14 protein-coding genes and 1 pseudogene are annotated in these 15,690 nt (G+C 58.4%); 2 read left to right on the top strand and 13 right to left on the bottom strand.

Annotated elements, in window-relative coordinates; all coding sequences use genetic code 11:
* Positions 1 to 22: 22 nt before the first annotated feature.
* The 7 genes from ACR0CZ_RS13940 to ACR0CZ_RS13910 all read right to left on the bottom strand — a co-directional run bounded on the left by ACR0CZ_RS13940 (position 23) and on the right by ACR0CZ_RS13910 (position 6,786).
* Entirely contained in the window at positions 23 to 442 is a 420-nt protein-coding gene (locus ACR0CZ_RS13940) for a secondary thiamine-phosphate synthase enzyme YjbQ (protein WP_170396141.1), read from the bottom strand.
* A gap of 112 nt (positions 443 to 554) precedes the next feature.
* Complete coding sequence (locus ACR0CZ_RS13935) at positions 555 to 1,418, bottom strand: sugar phosphate isomerase/epimerase family protein (protein ID WP_170511755.1); 864 nt, start codon at positions 1,416 to 1,418, stop codon at positions 555 to 557.
* 11 nt (positions 1,419 to 1,429) lie between these two features.
* Positions 1,430 to 2,320 carry an NAD(P)-dependent oxidoreductase gene (locus ACR0CZ_RS13930; RefSeq protein WP_170396145.1) on the bottom strand — a complete coding sequence of 297 codons (891 nt, stop codon included), beginning with the start codon at positions 2,318 to 2,320 and terminating at the stop codon, positions 1,430 to 1,432.
* A gap of 224 nt (positions 2,321 to 2,544) precedes the next feature.
* Entirely contained in the window at positions 2,545 to 3,726 is a 1,182-nt protein-coding gene (gene uxuA, locus ACR0CZ_RS13925; RefSeq protein ID WP_170396147.1) for a mannonate dehydratase, read from the bottom strand.
* Positions 3,723 to 4,775, bottom strand: coding sequence for a Gfo/Idh/MocA family protein (locus tag ACR0CZ_RS13920; RefSeq protein ID WP_170396149.1), 1,053 nt, complete (start codon positions 4,773 to 4,775; stop codon positions 3,723 to 3,725). The genes uxuA and ACR0CZ_RS13920 overlap by 4 nt, the downstream gene beginning before the upstream one ends.
* On the bottom strand, positions 4,772 to 5,773 hold the full coding sequence (locus tag ACR0CZ_RS13915) for a Gfo/Idh/MocA family protein (RefSeq protein WP_170396151.1): 1,002 nt from the start codon (positions 5,771 to 5,773) through the stop codon (positions 4,772 to 4,774). Before ACR0CZ_RS13915 ends, ACR0CZ_RS13920 begins: the two co-directional genes overlap by 4 nt.
* On the bottom strand, positions 5,770 to 6,786 hold the full coding sequence (locus ACR0CZ_RS13910; protein WP_170396153.1) for a Gfo/Idh/MocA family protein: 1,017 nt from the start codon (positions 6,784 to 6,786) through the stop codon (positions 5,770 to 5,772). Before ACR0CZ_RS13910 ends, ACR0CZ_RS13915 begins: the two co-directional genes overlap by 4 nt.
* 123 nt (positions 6,787 to 6,909) lie before the next feature.
* On the opposite strand from ACR0CZ_RS13910, the gene uxaC reads away from it, so the two are divergent.
* Positions 6,910 to 8,253, top strand: a complete 1,344-nt coding sequence (gene uxaC / locus ACR0CZ_RS13905; protein WP_170466270.1) for a glucuronate isomerase — start codon at positions 6,910 to 6,912, stop codon at positions 8,251 to 8,253.
* Positions 8,254 to 9,450 (top strand): mannitol dehydrogenase family protein, encoded by a 1,197-nt coding sequence (locus ACR0CZ_RS13900; RefSeq protein WP_170466271.1) that lies wholly within the window; start codon positions 8,254 to 8,256, stop codon positions 9,448 to 9,450.
* Here the strand turns inward: ACR0CZ_RS13900 and ACR0CZ_RS13895 are convergent.
* From ACR0CZ_RS13895 to ACR0CZ_RS13870, 6 genes and pseudogenes are all read right to left on the bottom strand, one after another.
* Positions 9,437 to 10,300 carry a sugar kinase gene (locus ACR0CZ_RS13895; RefSeq protein WP_170466274.1) on the bottom strand — a complete coding sequence of 288 codons (864 nt, stop codon included), beginning with the start codon at positions 10,298 to 10,300 and terminating at the stop codon, positions 9,437 to 9,439. The genes ACR0CZ_RS13900 and ACR0CZ_RS13895 overlap by 14 nt on opposite strands.
* Entirely contained in the window at positions 10,297 to 11,178 is an 882-nt protein-coding gene (locus ACR0CZ_RS13890) for a DMT family transporter (RefSeq protein ID WP_170466277.1), read from the bottom strand. Before ACR0CZ_RS13890 ends, ACR0CZ_RS13895 begins: the two co-directional genes overlap by 4 nt.
* 3 nt (positions 11,179 to 11,181) lie before the next feature.
* Positions 11,182 to 12,102: pseudogene (locus tag ACR0CZ_RS13885) on the bottom strand (NAD(P)-dependent oxidoreductase); the annotation flags it as partial.
* Between the two features lie 106 nt (positions 12,103 to 12,208).
* Positions 12,209 to 13,213 (bottom strand): Gfo/Idh/MocA family protein, encoded by a 1,005-nt coding sequence (locus ACR0CZ_RS13880; RefSeq protein WP_170396165.1) that lies wholly within the window; start codon positions 13,211 to 13,213, stop codon positions 12,209 to 12,211.
* A complete protein-coding gene (locus ACR0CZ_RS13875; protein WP_170396167.1) occupies positions 13,210 to 14,712 on the bottom strand; it encodes an altronate dehydratase family protein in 1,503 nt (500 codons plus the stop codon). The genes ACR0CZ_RS13880 and ACR0CZ_RS13875 overlap by 4 nt, the downstream gene beginning before the upstream one ends.
* Positions 14,713 to 14,736: 24 nt before the next feature.
* Complete coding sequence (locus ACR0CZ_RS13870) at positions 14,737 to 15,687, bottom strand: phytanoyl-CoA dioxygenase family protein (protein WP_170396169.1); 951 nt, start codon at positions 15,685 to 15,687, stop codon at positions 14,737 to 14,739.
* Between the last annotated feature and the right edge of the window lie 3 nt (positions 15,688 to 15,690).

Below are 15,690 nucleotides of genomic sequence, written 5' to 3'. Positions count from 1 at the left end.
ACGCTCCATGTGATCCAAGGCATCACGTCCCGATGTAGTGCACCTTCAATCGGCGTGCCTTGGGTGCTTCCCGATGTTCGAACAGGTACAGGCTTTGTACGCGACCCAGCGGAAGCTGCCCCTGTTCGATCGGGATCGATACCTGAGTTTGCGTCAACAGCGCCCGCAGATGCGATGGAGCGTTGTCGTCCTCGGTCGGGCGGTGGTGATACTTGCCTGGTGACTTGGGTACGAGTTTCTCGAAGAACGTCTCGATATCCTTGAGCACTTCGGGATCGGCATTGGCCTGCACCAACAGCGCGGCACCGGTGTGGACGCACCAAAGGGTCAGCAGGCCCGAGACAAATTCGTGTTCGGACACCGCACGCTGAACGATCCCGCTGATGTCGATGAGGGATTTGCCCGGCGTTTCAATGGACAGGTCAAAAAACTGTTGTTTCATCCAGCAGGCCCTTTCCTTGATTTCACGCGAGCGCGCCCAGCTTTCTACATCTCACTTGGCATTCAGCAATGGGGGTCAAACTTTTGATTTTAAACGCATATTGACTGCATATTCATGCAAACAGGCTTTTAAACTGGTCCACACACAGACGAAAACCATCTTCGAAGTTCCCGTTGCCGGGGTGATAAACGCTTTCGAAAGAAATGACGCCATCATAGCCGTCGGATCTAAGCGCGTCCGCGATGGGTTGGAACAAAGGCGCAAGCTGACCTTCCCCCATGCGGCGCACTTCCAGCGTTGCCCGTGGCGTGTCGACCTTCACGTCCTTGATGTGAATGTGACCCAGATAGCCGCCGCGCAGTTCTTCATAACCGTCCGGATATGCCAGTTCATGGCACCAGCAGTTGTTTCCGGGGTCCCACAGCACTTTCAAAGAGTCTTTTGCGTCCAACTCGTCAATCAGCTTGCGGGCTGTATAGTTGGAATTGACCAGCGTGCCGTTTCCGGTTTCCACGACAAGCGTCACGCCCTCAGCTCTTGCCAGTTCAACCGCCGGCGCGATCAGCGGCGGCATCGAGTCCCATACCCCATGCGCTACGTTCCACTTCTCGGCGCCGTTTTTTCCCCACAGTATCTGCTCTTTTCGTTGGGTCATGATCCGAACCAGCGGAGACCCAACAACATGCGCCATGTCGATTACGCGTTTCAAGGCGTCCATATGCCGAGTGTGCAGGTCGTCGCCGGGCCTATTGGCAGCTGTCATCCCCGCAAAGATATGGCGCGACAGACATGACACAGGCTTGCCCCGGTCGCGCAAAAGCGCGTCGATCTCGGCAATTTGCTGCGGGGAATGATCCCCGACCTCCGCATCGCCAACGAATTGAAGCTCTGCATAGTCCAGGCTGAACTCGTCCATCACGTCCACGGCATGCCGCAGATCGCGGGAAATGCCGTCGCAAATTACACCCAATTTCATGTCCGGTCCCCTCAGCGATGCAATTCTGCGCCAACGATCTCTTCGATGACGCGAGTACACACCCAGTTGTCGCCATTCGGGTATTTAGTTTTTCCTGCGTGAAAGATCTGCATAGCGGATGATGCTGTGTGCATTGGAACGCCCAACGCACCGGCCAGTGCCAGCGAGATCGTCAGGTCCTTGTGCATGGTTGCGATATGGCTGCCGGTGGCCTCGAACTTGCGATCAATGATGTTTTCAAGGGCGGAATTCACGACGCCGCACCCCGCGCTGGATGAGGAGAACACATCAAGTAATGCCTGACCGCTGACACCGGCTTTGGCCGCCAGGGCTGCAGCCTCGAATGTGGCGGAAAAGATCGATCCGATCAGGGATTGCAGGCAGGCTTTCACGGTTTGCCCGTCGCCAGCGTTTTCTCCGACTCGATGAATTGTTGCAGACACTGCCTGCATGACTTCGGCATTTCGGTCCAGCACATCCGCAGCACCGGCAGCCATCATCGTCAATGTGCCGTTCTGCGCGCCGGGAAACCCACCTGAGACCGGCGTGTCGATTAAGTTAATCCCCGAGCCTTCCATATCCTGCCCGATGGCGCGGGCTTCGGCCGGGGTAATGGTCGCCGACAGGATGACCGTTCCGCCTTTGGCCATGTTCGCAACCAGCCCGTTTTCACCCAGAATGACATCGCGGGCCTGATCTCCGTTCATTACCATGACAAACACACTGGCGGCGTGTCGACCGACCTGTCCCACGCTGTCCTTGGGCTGGCCGCCCATGTCAGCAAATGCCGTCAAGCGCGTCTCGCTCAGGTCGAAACCTGATGTTTCGAAGCCATTCTTGATCAAGTTCTTGGCAAGGCCGCTGCCCATGTCGCCAAGACCTATTACGCCTGCAGTATTCATTTGGGCTCCTCCCGATATTTCGCCGTTGCCGTATGGCAGGCGTTTCGAAAAATGATGCCTAATCGCATCGGTTTTCGCGGGAGTTTCACGCGTCTTGAACAGACGTCGGGCGAGTCCGGAAGACACCCCGCTGCCCGTTTACGTAGCGTAAGTAAACGAAGAATGCGGCGCTCAGGCAAGCAAAGAAGTGTTGCGGGCGAAAAGAAACCGCCTGATCCGACGCGTTAGGAGAACGCCGCCATGATGCCGCGCAGTTCCGCAAGCCCGCGCATACGCCCGATCAACGGATAGCCGGGAGTACTGTGTCCACCCAGATCGCTCAGCAGTTCTTGTCCGTGGTCGGGCCGCATCGGAATTTGCCAGTCGCGACGCCCTTGGGATTTGCGGCGGCGCTGCTCGTTCATCAGTTCGCGAATTGTGCCGACCATGTCGGTGTCGCCCTCCAGATGCGAGGCCTCAAAGAAGTCCGGCTTCTGGCTGTCTGACCCGGCGATGCGTTGGGTATTCCGCAGATGGACAAAGTGAATTCGGTCGCCATGCCTGCGCACGAAGTCCGGCCCATCAAATTCGGGAGACACTCCCAGCGATCCGGTACATAACGTTGCGCCGTTCGCCAACAAATCAACCGCATCCAGAACGGCGCCGTAGTCATCGGTACTGGACATGATCCGCGGCAGACCAAGCAACGAGAACGGCGGATCATCTGGATGACAGCACAAGCGTAGTTCCAGTTCTTGGGCGACTGGGGCGACTTCTGACAGGAAGTCGATCAGGTTTGCGCGAAGCCGGTCACGGTCGATATGTGCATAGGTCTGCAACAAAGCGCGCACGTCCTGCACGCTCCACTGATCGTTGGCGCCGGGCAACCCCGCTGTGACATTATGCTGCAACTGGGCCTTGGATTTATCCGACATGCGCAAGAAGCGATCCTTGGCCGTTTGCTGGACGTCGCTGGAATAGTCTTCGGACGCGCCCGGACGTTCAAGAATATGTATGTCGAAAACAGCAAAATCGGTCAGGTCGAACAGCATGGCCGTTCCGCCGTGCGGCTGCGGTGCGCGAAGGGCGGTGCGCGTCCAATCCAGGATTGGCATGAAGTTGTAGCAAACGACTTTGATGCCACGGGCGGACAGGGACCTGAGGCTGGACTTATACGCCTGCAGATGTTCAGCCATGTCTGCGGACTGTGTTTTGATCGCCTCGGAGACGGGCAGGCTTTCGACAACGTCCCAACTGTACCCGGCAGTAGCCAGAACTGCTTGCCGATCGGCGATGCTTGGTTCATCCCAGGGCTGTCCCGGCGGGATGTGATGCAGCGCGGTGACGATGCCCTGAACCCCGACTTGATGGAGAGCGGCAAGGGCGATCGGATCATCGGGTCCGAACCAACGCCAGCATTGTTTCATGGCAGCCATCCTTCATACAGCGGGTGATCGGACCCGATGGGAAGAGCAACGCGCTGCCCGGTGCGCGCCGCGTGATAAATCGCTGTCACAAGGCCGATGGATGCAGCGCCATCCTTCAGCGTAACGGCCGAATTTGCCTCGGACCGCAGCGCCCTGCCGACTTCGGTAAAGAACCCTTCGAAACCTGTTGGCTCGTCAGTGGCGGCTGCAAGGGCCTCGTCGATAGCGGCTTGATTCACAGGGTCTCGCGCGACGAATGTCCAGGGCGTTTGACCCGGGGCATAGGGTTCGGTGCCAGAGGTGGCGGTCACCTTTTCAAAGACGAACCGCAGGCGGGTTTCGTCCGTGGCGGCGCCCAAGGTGATATTGCTTGTGCACAAAGCACCGGAAGTCATGCCAAAACAGATCGCGGCGCAGTCTTCGGTCTCGATCGGGTTGACCCGCGTTGTCGCCATTGCAGACACCCAGGCGATATCACCCGCAATATGAGTCAGCAGATCATGGTTGTGGATGGCATGGCCCAGCACTGCGCCGCCGCGTTCACCGGCCCATGTTCCTCGCCACGGCACTGCGTAATAGTCAGCCCCTCGGGACCAATGAGTTTCAAGCGCGGCAGTTTGGACCGCTCCGGTCAGGCCTGCGCGTTGCAAGTGGCGCAATTGGGCAAGTGACGGGCCCCACCGGTATTGAAACACCGGAAACACCTGCTTGCCCGCGTTGCGTGTGGCTGCCGTGATCCGATCCACATCTTGCATCGAGGTCGCAAGAGGCTTTTCGCAGACAACGTGTTTTCCTGCGGCCAGTGCCGCAAGCGTGGTTGGTACATGCAGATGCGGCGGCAGGCAGATGTCGATGACATCAATCGCCGGATCATCCAGAGCGTCCTGAATGTTGGTTAGTGCTCGAAAATCCGAGTTCTGCCGTATCTGTTCGATCCGGTCCGTATTCTGGTCGACCACGGCGGCTACGCGGAAGGTGCGGTCAAGCCGTTCCAGAGCGTCCAGATGTTGCGCACCGATACCTGCGCCAAGGATCGCAACGTTGATCATCTGCGTTCCGCCATTTCCTGCGCGTGCAGTGCCAGTTCCATGACCGTAAAGCAGTGGGTCTGTGTCATCGCGGTTTCGGTCCGGTTGCGGATGTCATCGGCCAGGCGCGCGAAGTAGGGAAGGCCGGCGTCGGCTGCGTCGATCTTTTGGCAGGTTTCACCATTGACGAGGATCAGATGGTCTGTCCCTGAGGCCCCACCCACATCGACGTATTTCCGCAACTCGATATATCCTTCGGTTCCGAGGATCGTCAGACGACCATCCCCCCAGTTTGGCAAGGCATCCGGCGTGAACCAGTCAACCCGGATGTACCCGGTGCCATTCTCGCTTCTTAGATTGAGTTCTCCGAAATCCTGCAATCCGGGATCTTTGGGGTTTGCGTAGTTCGCCACATAAGCGTTCGTGATTTCTGCGGTTTTCGAACCTGTGTAATGCAAGAACTGATCGATTTGATGCGAGGCGATGTCGGTCAGAATGCCGCCATAGCGGTCACGCTGAAAAAACCAATTCGGCCGGGTTGCCCGGTTCAATCGGTGCGGGCCAAGCCCAACCGTCTGGATCACGCGCCCGATGGCACCGGACTCGACCAACTCGGTCGCCCGGGTGCTGACGGGCGTTTCAAATCGTTCGGAAAAATTCACCGACCAGATTCGACCGGTGTCGGCGACAGCTCGCTTGATCTGGTCGAGTTGCTCGAACGTCGTGCAGCCCGGCTTGTCGCTCATGACATCCATGCCGTTTTGCATGGCGCGGATCGTCAACGCGACCCTATCTGCCGGTATTGCCGAAATCAGCGCCAGATCCGCCCCACAGGTTAGGGCGTCTTCCAGTCGGGCCAGCCGCGGAATATCGGGAAACCTTTTGACGTAGCCCGGTAGCGTTTCCGGATCGCCTTGTGTCCAGTAGCCAACGCAGTCCACGCCGATTTTACGCATGTTTTCCGTCATGCCATAGATATGGCGGTGGTCCAGGCCAAGGGCGACGCAGGTCAGGCTCATGAGATGACTCGTGTTTTCTGGCCGGTTCGATTGGCGATCTGCATCGCGTCTATGACGGCGTGGGTCAAAAGGGCACTGCGTCCGGTGGCCATGGGCAGCGTGCCATCGGCAACAGCCTTGGCGAAATCCTCGATGACCGCCTGATGCCAAGCATGGGTGAACGCCATGGGATCGGCCCCTCCGCCTGTGGCGGACGTTTCGCCAACCGTGGATTTATGACCATCGAAAGTCGTTAAGGTCAGGACACCTGACTCCAAATGCGCTTTGGCGCGTGTGCCTTGGATGGTAATGGACTCAGCGGCCCCGGGATATTCGGCAGTAGTCGCCATCATAGTGCCCACGGCGCCTCTATCCGTTTCAAAGACTGCACCTGCCCAATCCTCAGCTTCGAGATCGTGTAACGGAGTTTTTCTCATCATGGCTTGAATGTCCGAGATCGGCCCCAGCAGCCACATCGCAAGATCAAGCGTGTGGATTGCCTGCGAGATCATGACACCGCCTCCGTCGCGCGCATAAGTGCCGCGACCCGGCTCGTCATAGTAGCTCTGATCGCGCCACCAGGGGACACGGATCTCCACCGTGGCGATCGCGCCCAGCTCACCCTGTTCAATGGCTGATTTCAGCGCCTGCGAGGCGGCGCGGGCGCGGTGCTGAAAGACGATGCCCAGCGGCACACCGGATACCTCGCACTGCTCGACGATGGCTGTCGCGGCGCCCAGCGTTCTCTCGATGGGCTTTTCCATTAGGATCGGTTTCGAAGCGCTCGAAAGAACCCGAACCAACTCTGAGCGCTGATCGGGCGGTGTTGCGATGATCGCAAAGTCGACGTTTGGGTCGTTTGCGATTTCCTCGATCGAGCCGAATGCGCGGGTGCCGTTTCGCTGCGCGAACTCAGCTGCTTTTTCAGAGTTGCGCCCGAGGACGCCGGCAAGACTGAGGCCTTGATCCGATGCTTGAATGGCAGCGACATGCGTGCCCGAAACCATCCCCAAACCAATCAGCGCAATATTCATTCATTCCCCCGGATCACTCGGTCAGTCTGCGGGTTCGAACGGGAAAGATGCAACCATTAAAAACTGTGTTAACAATTGCGGGCAGCAGTATCGGAGGCAGAATTGACTGGCAATTTGAATGGCATGGCAGAAAACCTGTACTTGGGCATCAAGGACCTGCCAATCGTGTCTCCGCATGGTCACTGCGATCCGGGGTGGTTTGCAACCGATGAGCCGTTTCCCAACCCGGCAGAGCTGCTTGTGGTTCCCGACCATTACGTGTTCCGTATGCTCTATTCGCAGGGCGTTCCTTTGTCCGAACTTGGCGTTGGGGAAGAGGGGCGAAAGAAGGATCCCCGCGCCGTTTTTCGCACCTTTGCCGAACACTGGCATCTGTTTCTGGGAACGCCATCCCGGATCTGGATGAGCTACGTGCTGCACGAAACGCTGGGCGTGTCTGAGGCGTTGTCTTCTCGCACGGCTGACCTGATTTATGATGAGATCTCAGAAAAGCTGACGCGTCCCGAATTTCGCCCGAGGGCTTTGTTCGACAGGTTTGGGATCGAGGTTCTGGCCACCACAGATTCGGCTCTCGACGGCCTGGCTGAGCATCGGGAGATTCGAACAAGCGGTTGGGGCGGGCGGGTTGTTCCGACGTTCCGCCCAGACGGGGTTTTGGATGGGTCGGACCCGGAGTTCGTACAGAACCTGAACAAGTTGGCCGAGCTGACAGACTGCGATCTGGGCAGCTATGATGGCTACCTCAACGCGCTGCGAATGCGGCGGGCTTACTTCATCCAGCTGGGATGTACTGCCACCGACCACGGTATCGAACGTGTGCAGACCGAGTGGCTGGACGACCCGGAAGCGCTGTACCAGCGGCTGAGACGGCGGGAAGGTAGCGAACAGGATGCTCGCCGGTTCTATGGGCATATGCTGATCGAAATGGCGCAGATGTCTGTCGATGATGGTCTGACAATGCAGATACATGCTGGCAGCAAGCGCAACACGAACCACGCGGTACTGCGGGACTTCGGACGGGACAAGGGGGCCGACATTCCAATCGCGATGGATTGGGTCACGGGCCTTGAGGCGCTGTTGAACCGGGTCGGTAACTCGGCGGAACTGCGCATCATTCTGTTCACACTGGACGAAAGCACCTATGCCCGCGAACTGGCCCCGATGGCGGGACATTGGCCGTGCCTTCGGATCGGGCCGCCTTGGTGGTTCCACGACAGCCCAGCCGGGATTGCGCGGTATTTCGATCAGGTCGTTGAAACGGCCGGATATTACAATCTGGCCGGATTCAATGACGACACGCGGGCTTTCCTGTCCATTCCTGCACGTCACGACCTGTGGCGACAGGGTGTGGCGATTCATCTGGCGGAGCAGGTTGCGCGCGGCTATTTCGATCGGGACAGTGCCGAGCATCTGGCGCGATTGCTGGCGGTCGATCTGGCGAAACAGGTTTACAGGTTGCAAAGCTAGATGGGTACAGTTCTTCATTTCGGCCTTGGAAACTTTGCCCGGGCGCATTTGCTGGATTACACGGATCAAGCGGGCGGATGGGACGTTGTCGGCGTCAGCCTGCGTTCATCCTCGGTTCGGGATGGATTGGCCCGACAGGGTTTTGAGTACGATTTGTGCGTACAGGGGCAGGGTGTCCGGCGCATCAAAGCTCTGCGAGACGTTCTGGTCGCGCCCAAGGATCGCGCAGAGATATTCGATGTGATGGCGGATGCCGAGATCATTTCGGCAACCGTAACCGAGAAAGGTTATCACTTGGACGCCGCGGGCAAGCTGAACCTTCAGGACCCGGCGATTGCCGCCGATCTGGCAGGGCAAGGGCCTGCGACGCTGATCGGGTTTTTAGCTTATGGCCTTGCGGAACGGCGCAAGCCAGTAACGGTACTAAGTTGTGACAATCGCATGGAAAACGGCAAGACGCTCGAAACGGCAGTTGCCGATTTTGCGGAAGCAGCCGGTCTGGACGTGAATTGGGACTCTGTTCGCTTTCCCAACGCGATGGTCGACCGGATCACCCCGGCTACCACGGACGCCGTTCGCGCAATCAGCGGCGATCCTATGGCTGTTCCGACCGAGGCGTTCTCGGAGTGGGTGATCGAAGACAGTTTCGCCGGTCCACACCCGGATTGGCCGGGAGTGCAACTGGTCGATGACGTAGCCCCGCACGAGATGCGAAAGCTGCGCATGCTGAACGGTGCCCATTCCCTGTTGGCTTATGCCGGGTTGGAGCGGGGCCTGACCTACGTCCACGAAGCGGTTCAAGACCCGGTTTTGCGCCCGCTGGTTTCTGAGTTGATGAAGGATGCGGGCGCAACGCTGCCCGCTGCACTGCAAGCACAGGTTCCGGATTATGCCGAGGCTTTGTTACGCCGCTTTGAAAACCCCGAGCTGGCGCACCGTCTGGACCAAATCGCAATGGATGGCAGCCAGAAGCTGCCGTATCGGTTTGTTCCCACACTCCGTGAGACCGGCTCTCAGGCGGTGATTGCAGGGATGCGGGCCTGGATCTCTTTTTGCATGTCCGAGATCGCAAAGGGCAGGGCGCTGAACGATCCTTGCGCGTCGGAAATTGCCACGGCCGTCAAGCAGCCGGACCCGGTAGCGCTGCTTTTGGGTCTCGTTGGCGCTGAGGATCTCGCGCCACTTATCCGGGAATGATCGCGCCGCGGAATTGAACAACGGTGGAAGCCAAATTGTGCCCAGCCATCAGGGCGTCGGCCTGTGATTTCCCCATCAGCAAGGCCGCGAGGTACCCACCGTTGAAACTGTCGCCCGCCGCTGTCGTATCCAGCACGTTTTTGGCAGGTTCATAGGTTTGGTCAGTGTTCTGACCGATGGACAAAGGGCCATTCTCTCCGCGTTTCAACGCACCAACACCGTGATGATCGGCAAAGCGTGCAGCCACCTGGTCCGCGCTTTCCCCGAACAATGCCATCTCGTCGTCAATGGACGGCAGGGCAATGTCTGCACGTTGCCAAAGCCGTTGGTTAATCTGCCGAGCGTGTTGGACGCTGTCCCAAAGACGCGGACGAAAGTTGCTGTCATATACCAACCGAACGGAAGAGCCTTCGAGCCAGTCCAGAAGCGCAAGCCTGACTGCATGCGGAAGAATGGCCACGGAAATCCCTGACAAGTACAGCACGTCGTAACCGTTCAGCGGGCTGAAGTCGTGATCGGCAAAAAGCTGGCGGGCGGCCGCCTCGCTGCGCCAATAGGTAAAGCTGCGTTCACCGTCCGCAGATGTCGTGATCGCGTATAGTCCCGGAGAGGCGTTCGGAATGATACGGATGCCGGATGTTCCGATACCATGACTGGCGATGAAGTCCACGATACGCCTTGAGAACGGATCGTCGCCTAGACATGTCACATACTCCACCTGCAGGTCAGGCGCGGCACGGTGCATGTAGATGGCCGTGTTCAGCGTATCCCCCGCGACGCCCACCTTTGCGCCGGTTTCCAGCATGGACAATTCGATCATTGCTTCGCCGATGCAGGCAATTCGCGTCATTTCTTTTCTCTTTTCCAGATGATGAGACCGGCAGCCATGATCAGCGCAGCCCCCGCCAACGTGAATGCGTCCGGTACCGTGTCAAAGAACAGATAACCCCAGATTGCCACGTAGATTAGGAACGAATAGGTGAATGGCATCAACTGGTTCGCCGTTCCAAACCGATGCGCGTTCGTCAGCAGCTGATGCCCGCACCAGCCAAACACACCAAGGCCGATCAGTACAATCAGGCTCCACGTGTTTTCTGGCTGGACCCAAAACCAGATGGCGAACGGCAACAGGACCACCGTACCGGTAAGCCCGAGGTAGAATTGCATAGTGTCCACGGCAACGACCCCGGACAGCTTGCGCGTCATGATCGAGTACAAGGCCAAAGCGGTGGCATTATATACGAGCAGCAGCATGGTCGGATGAAAGGCCGAACCAAACGGCCGTACGACAACCAACACCCCCAGAAAGCCCAGGATGATAGCCGCCCAACGCCATGGGCCCACGCTTTCTTTCAATACAAAGACGGACAGAAAGCACACGATGACCGGGCTTGAGAACATGATTGCCGACACAACGGTCAGTGGCAAAAACCGTAGGGCATAAAAATTGAAAACGGTCGCCGAGATCAGCAGCAAGGCCCGGCTTATCACCTGCCATGGATGGTCAGTCTTGAACCGACCGGCCTCTATCCCGCCCTTGGCGATCACGCCCACTGAGATCACGAAGTGCCCCGCATAGCGCATGAACGCCAACTGAAATGCCGGCACTCCGGCCAACGCCAACCACTTGGCCCCAAGGTCAACCAACGAAAAGAACAGCCACGCCATCAACATCAGCACAATGCCAAGGCGCGGCAGGTCAGCGGTGGGGTTGGCGGAGACGGCCATCGATCAAGTGTTGAAACGCTTAACGTAGTAGTCAACCATCTGGCTTACCATGTCATCCGCCTGACCGTGGTCGCGGGCGTCATTCAGCGCCGAAAGCGCGCCCTGCGACATCACGCTGGTAACGCCCGCCTCGCGCGCCATTCGGTCATAATACCCGAGGTCTTTTGCCGCGTTCTTGATGGCAAAGGCCAGCTGATTTGGGTCGCTCTCAACGCCATAGGCTTTGACGAAATCCATCATTCCGGAATGCAGCGGCCCTGCGGCCATCACATCATAAAGCTGCTTGCGGTCAACACCGGTGATGTCAGCCATGGCAAAGGCTTCGGCCATCGCGTTCGCAACGGTCATTCCGAAGAAGTTGTTGATCAGCTTGATCGTGTGTCCGGACCCAACGGGGCCAAGGTAAAAAACGTTTTCGCCCAAATCTTTCAGTATCGGCTCTGCCTTGTCAAAGGCAGCCTTGTCGCCAGACGTCATGATGTTGAGCTTGCCTTCCAGCGCGTGTGAAGGTGTCCGGCCAAGCGGTGCATCAAGATAGCTTCCGTCGGCTGCAGCAACCTCCTCGGCCAAGGCGCGTGTGCTGCCAGGAAGCGAGGTGCCAAAGTCGATGACAATCGCGCCGGACTTCAATCCCGCAATCACTCCATCTGCACCGTGCATTCGGCTCTCGACCTGTTCGGAGGTGCCCATGCACAGCATCACGATGTCGCTGGCCTGAGCCAGTTCTTGGGCGTTTCGCATCTCGCGGGCGCCTCGGTCAATCGCGGCGTCCAGGTATGTGCGGTCGCGGTTTCCCAATACAGCGACCGAATATCCTTGGTCCAACAGTCGGCTCACCATGGCTCCGCCCATTAGTCCCAAGCCGATAAACCCGATTGATGGTTTGCTCATTGGTTTCCCTTTCCGTGAATGTGTCTGGTTTTTATTCTTGTGTTTGTTGCGGGCGGCTTTGCTTTTTTAATGCTCATATTGCCCGGTGGATAATCATTGGTTTTTGGGTGGTCCGGCATTTGGCCGGGCCGCATGTCCATCAGGCCGGCGCCCGCGCTCGGGTCGTTCGCGCCTTTAGCCCCTGTTCAATCCGTGATGTGACCTCGAGCGTTCGGGCTGCATCCTCGACGTCAATCAGTGGAGGAGCGCCATCGATCACGTCAAGGAAGTGATCCAGCTGCACCTCTAGCGGTGCGCGTTGTTGTTCCGGTCGTGTAAGTTGGTCTTTTTGGGCCGCAGTGCCCCAATCCTGTCCGCGCCACAGGGTCATGGAGGGAAAACTCACAGCGCCACTGGTTCCCGTGATCCAGATCATGTCCTGATGGGTCGTGCCGATGTTCGGGTTCTCGCCGGTTCCGGCCTCAAACCCCCAGGGGCTGGGTGCGGTATCGGCAAAGCTGATAGTGCCCGTCGCGCCGTTTTCGAATGCGATCGCGACAGCCCCGCTTTCTATCCTATCCGATCCGCGGATGGGCGCTCCGGGCAGGGCGACGACATCCGAGATTTCTCCGATCACAAAGCGCAGGACATCGATATCATGCACCAGATTGATCATGACTGGGCTGCCATCGGAAGTCCGCCAGTTCTGTTCAAAATAGCTGTCGGGTTTGCGCATGGCCCACAGCAACGAGACATTGATGACTTGTCCGATCGTACCTTGCGCGATCACCTCCTTCAGGTGTTGCAAGATTGTATGATACCGCCGATGGTGGCCTACAAGACTGCGGACATTGGCCTGGCGAACGGCCGTCTTCAGGCGCAGTGCATCACCGACCGACGCGGCAACCGGCTTTTCGATCAGCATGTGCCAACCGCGAGATGCGGCCAGAATGCCATGTTCGGCATGCAGTCGGGTTGGCGTCGCGATAATGACGCCATCTACCGGGTCCTGCACCTCGTCCATACTAGCAAAACGCGGCGCGTCGATCTGGATCGAGCCATCTGGATCGGCCAACCCGACCAACTGGCAACCGGGATGCTCAATCACGGCGCGGACGTGGCGGATACCGATTAATCCGCCGCCGGCTACAAGGATCCGTTTCACATCACCGCTCCGATTTGCCAGGGAACAAATTCGTAGTCACCCAAGCCCTGCGCCTCGGACTTGGTCCGCGCGCCAGAGGCGACTTGGAGCAGCCGTCGGTATATTTCCTGTCCTTTTTCCTCGACGCTGGCGCCTTTGGTCAGAATGTCGCCCGCATCCACGTCCATGTCTTCGGGCATGCGTGCTGCCAATTCAGAGTTGGTAGCGATTTTCAGCGTGGGTGCCGGCTTGGACCCAAATGCAGAGCCGCGTCCCGTGGTGAAGCACACAAGGTTGCACCCAGCCGCGATCTGCCCGGTCACCGAGGCCGGGTCATATCCGGGGCTGTCCATGAAGGTGAAGCCTTTGGCGGTGATGGGTTCGGCGTATTTGAATACACCGGTCAAAGGGGTGGTGCCGCCCTTCGCCGCTGCCCCCAGCGACTTCTCTAGGATGGTCGTCAGACCCCCTTGCTTGTTGCCGGGGCTTGGGTTGTTGTCCATCGAACCGTGATTGCGAGCGGTATAGTCCTGCCACCAATCGATCAGTCCGATCAGTTTTTCCCCAGTTGTGCGACTAAGGGCGCGGCGGGTCAAAAGGTGTTCGGCTCCGTAAATTTCGGGTGTTTCCGCAAGGACACCTGTGCCGCCTTGCGCAACCAACAAGTCGCAGGCATGTCCGAGCGCCGGGTTCGCGGTCACGCCGGACCAAGCGTCCGAGCCACCGCATTGCAGCGCAACCATCAGTTCGGACGCCGGGGCTTCGCTGCGCCTCGCCTCATTGGCAATGGGAAGCATCTTTTTGATCTTGTTGATGCCCATTTCCACGGTCCGACGCAATCCGGCGACGTTCTGGATGTTCATCGTCTGGAAGGTGGGACTTTGCTTCAGCCCATACGCGTCCAGCAGCCAGTCGATCTGGTTCATCTCGCAGCCTAGACCGACCATCAGAACGGCAGCGTGGTTGGGGTGTTTTGCAAACCCCCACATGACCCGTTGAAGGGCTTCAAAACCGTCGCCGGAATCGGCCATTCCGCAGCCCGTTCCGTGTACAAAGGCCACCACGCCGTCGACGTTCGGAAACTCGGCCAGCTTGTCCGGCGTGAAGTGATTGGCGATCATGCGGGCCGCAGTTGCCGAACAGTTCACGGTGGTCAGAACCGCGATGTAGTTGCGCGTACCGACCCGACCGCTATCCCGGTGGTAGCCCATAAACGTATCGACCGAGTTGGCGGGTTTCGTGGGTCTGTGATCCGTCGCAAACTCGTAGTTCACGCTGGTGTTGCGGAACTCGACATTGTGGGTGTGTACATGGTCGCCGGGTTCGATCGGTTGGGTGGCGTAACCGATGATCTGGGCGTACTTTCTGACCGGATCGCCGAGTGCAAGATTCCGCGTGGCGACCTTGTGCCCCGAGGGTATGCGCGCATTGGTCGTGACATCTTCGACCATACTGCCGGCCTCCAGGTGCCGAGTTGCAACCACCACGCTATCCGTTCGATCTAAACGTACAAAAGTCATAATCAGCTTTCTTGGCGGCAGCAGCTAGGCGCAGAACGGTGAGTCCGATGTCCACCGGTGAATATCTATATGCGGCTTGCCGGACAGTCTTGCTCGCGCCGCCTCCCAATTGGACTTGCAGACGCGCCAATCTCGCAGCTCGGTTTCGGGGCGCGATCTGGACCTCGCGATGAAGCTGGGGAAATGATCTCGACCGGTCGGCTGGCCTGCCGCGCTAAAGCGGATGTCGAACGACCAGCGGAACCGGTCCGTTTTATTGATCAGCGAAGCGTGTGGCGTCAAAGGGTGAAACAGGATTATCCCGCCGGCCTTGACAGGAAGGGGTACGGCGCGGCCTTCATCAATGAACCCGTCAGCAATGCCTGTCTGCGTCCGGGCACAATGCGGCAGGATGGTTTGGTCCTGTGCCTTCGGCAGCACTTGCAGGCAGCCGTTTTCGACGGTTGCATCGTTGACGGCAATCCACACCGTGACCATGTCGGTCTGATCAGCATCCTCCAGCGCAACCGCTCGGTCCTGGTGCCAGTCCGTTGCGGTGATGTGCGCGCGCACCTCGTCCTTGGACAGCTTCAGGGCAGGTGGCTTCAGCCGAACGTGCTGGATTGGATTGCTCACCAACTCTGGCCCGATCAGCTGCTCGACGATGTCAAGCATGGGACGGGCCGTCAGCAAGTCGAACACTGCGGGCCCAATATGGAACGGTGTGTCCGCCATGATCCGATCGCCGGGCAGCGAGATGTCCAGCGGCTGGAAATAGTCGCATCCGGCCTGATAGGCGGACAGAAGTTTGTCCCAGAAGGTCATTCCGGACGGCTCGTCCTTGACCAGCCCTTTTCCGTACCAACAGTCATAGAGCCGGTTCAGGACATCCGAGTATTCCGCTTGCACCCGACCCAGGACATCGCGGGGAATTACATCCTCAACCACGAGGTATCCATCGGTCTGGAACTTGCCAATCGCATCTTGTGTCAGCATGGG

Source organism: Ruegeria sp. H9, assembly GCF_056532915.1.
The sequence above is the reverse complement of the archived record's forward strand: the minus strand, read 5'-3'. Positions and strand labels throughout refer to the sequence as shown.

Coding starts and splice junctions, on each gene's coding strand:
- ACR0CZ_RS13920 (WP_170396149.1), bottom strand. CDS start 4,775: ATGATCAACGTTGCGATCCTTGGCGCAGGTATCGGTGCGCAACATCTG.
- ACR0CZ_RS13895 (WP_170466274.1), bottom strand. CDS start 10,300: ATGACGCGAATTGCCTGCATCGGCGAAGCAATGATCGAATTGTCCATG.
- ACR0CZ_RS13915 (WP_170396151.1), bottom strand. CDS start 5,773: ATGAGCCTGACCTGCGTCGCCCTTGGCCTGGACCACCGCCATATCTAT.
- ACR0CZ_RS13910 (WP_170396153.1), bottom strand. CDS start 6,786: ATGAATATTGCGCTGATTGGTTTGGGGATGGTTTCGGGCACGCATGTC.
- ACR0CZ_RS13900 (WP_170466271.1), top strand. CDS start 8,254: ATGGGTACAGTTCTTCATTTCGGCCTTGGAAACTTTGCCCGGGCGCAT.
- ACR0CZ_RS13890 (WP_170466277.1), bottom strand. CDS start 11,178: ATGGCCGTCTCCGCCAACCCCACCGCTGACCTGCCGCGCCTTGGCATT.
- uxaC (WP_170466270.1), top strand. CDS start 6,910: ATGGCAGAAAACCTGTACTTGGGCATCAAGGACCTGCCAATCGTGTCT.
- ACR0CZ_RS13940 (WP_170396141.1), bottom strand. CDS start 442: ATGAAACAACAGTTTTTTGACCTGTCCATTGAAACGCCGGGCAAATCC.
- ACR0CZ_RS13935 (WP_170511755.1), bottom strand. CDS start 1,418: ATGAAATTGGGTGTAATTTGCGACGGCATTTCCCGCGATCTGCGGCAT.
- ACR0CZ_RS13875 (WP_170396167.1), bottom strand. CDS start 14,712: ATGACTTTTGTACGTTTAGATCGAACGGATAGCGTGGTGGTTGCAACT.
- uxuA (WP_170396147.1), bottom strand. CDS start 3,726: ATGAAACAATGCTGGCGTTGGTTCGGACCCGATGATCCGATCGCCCTT.
- ACR0CZ_RS13870 (WP_170396169.1), bottom strand. CDS start 15,687: ATGCTGACACAAGATGCGATTGGCAAGTTCCAGACCGATGGATACCTC.
- ACR0CZ_RS13930 (WP_170396145.1), bottom strand. CDS start 2,320: ATGAATACTGCAGGCGTAATAGGTCTTGGCGACATGGGCAGCGGCCTT.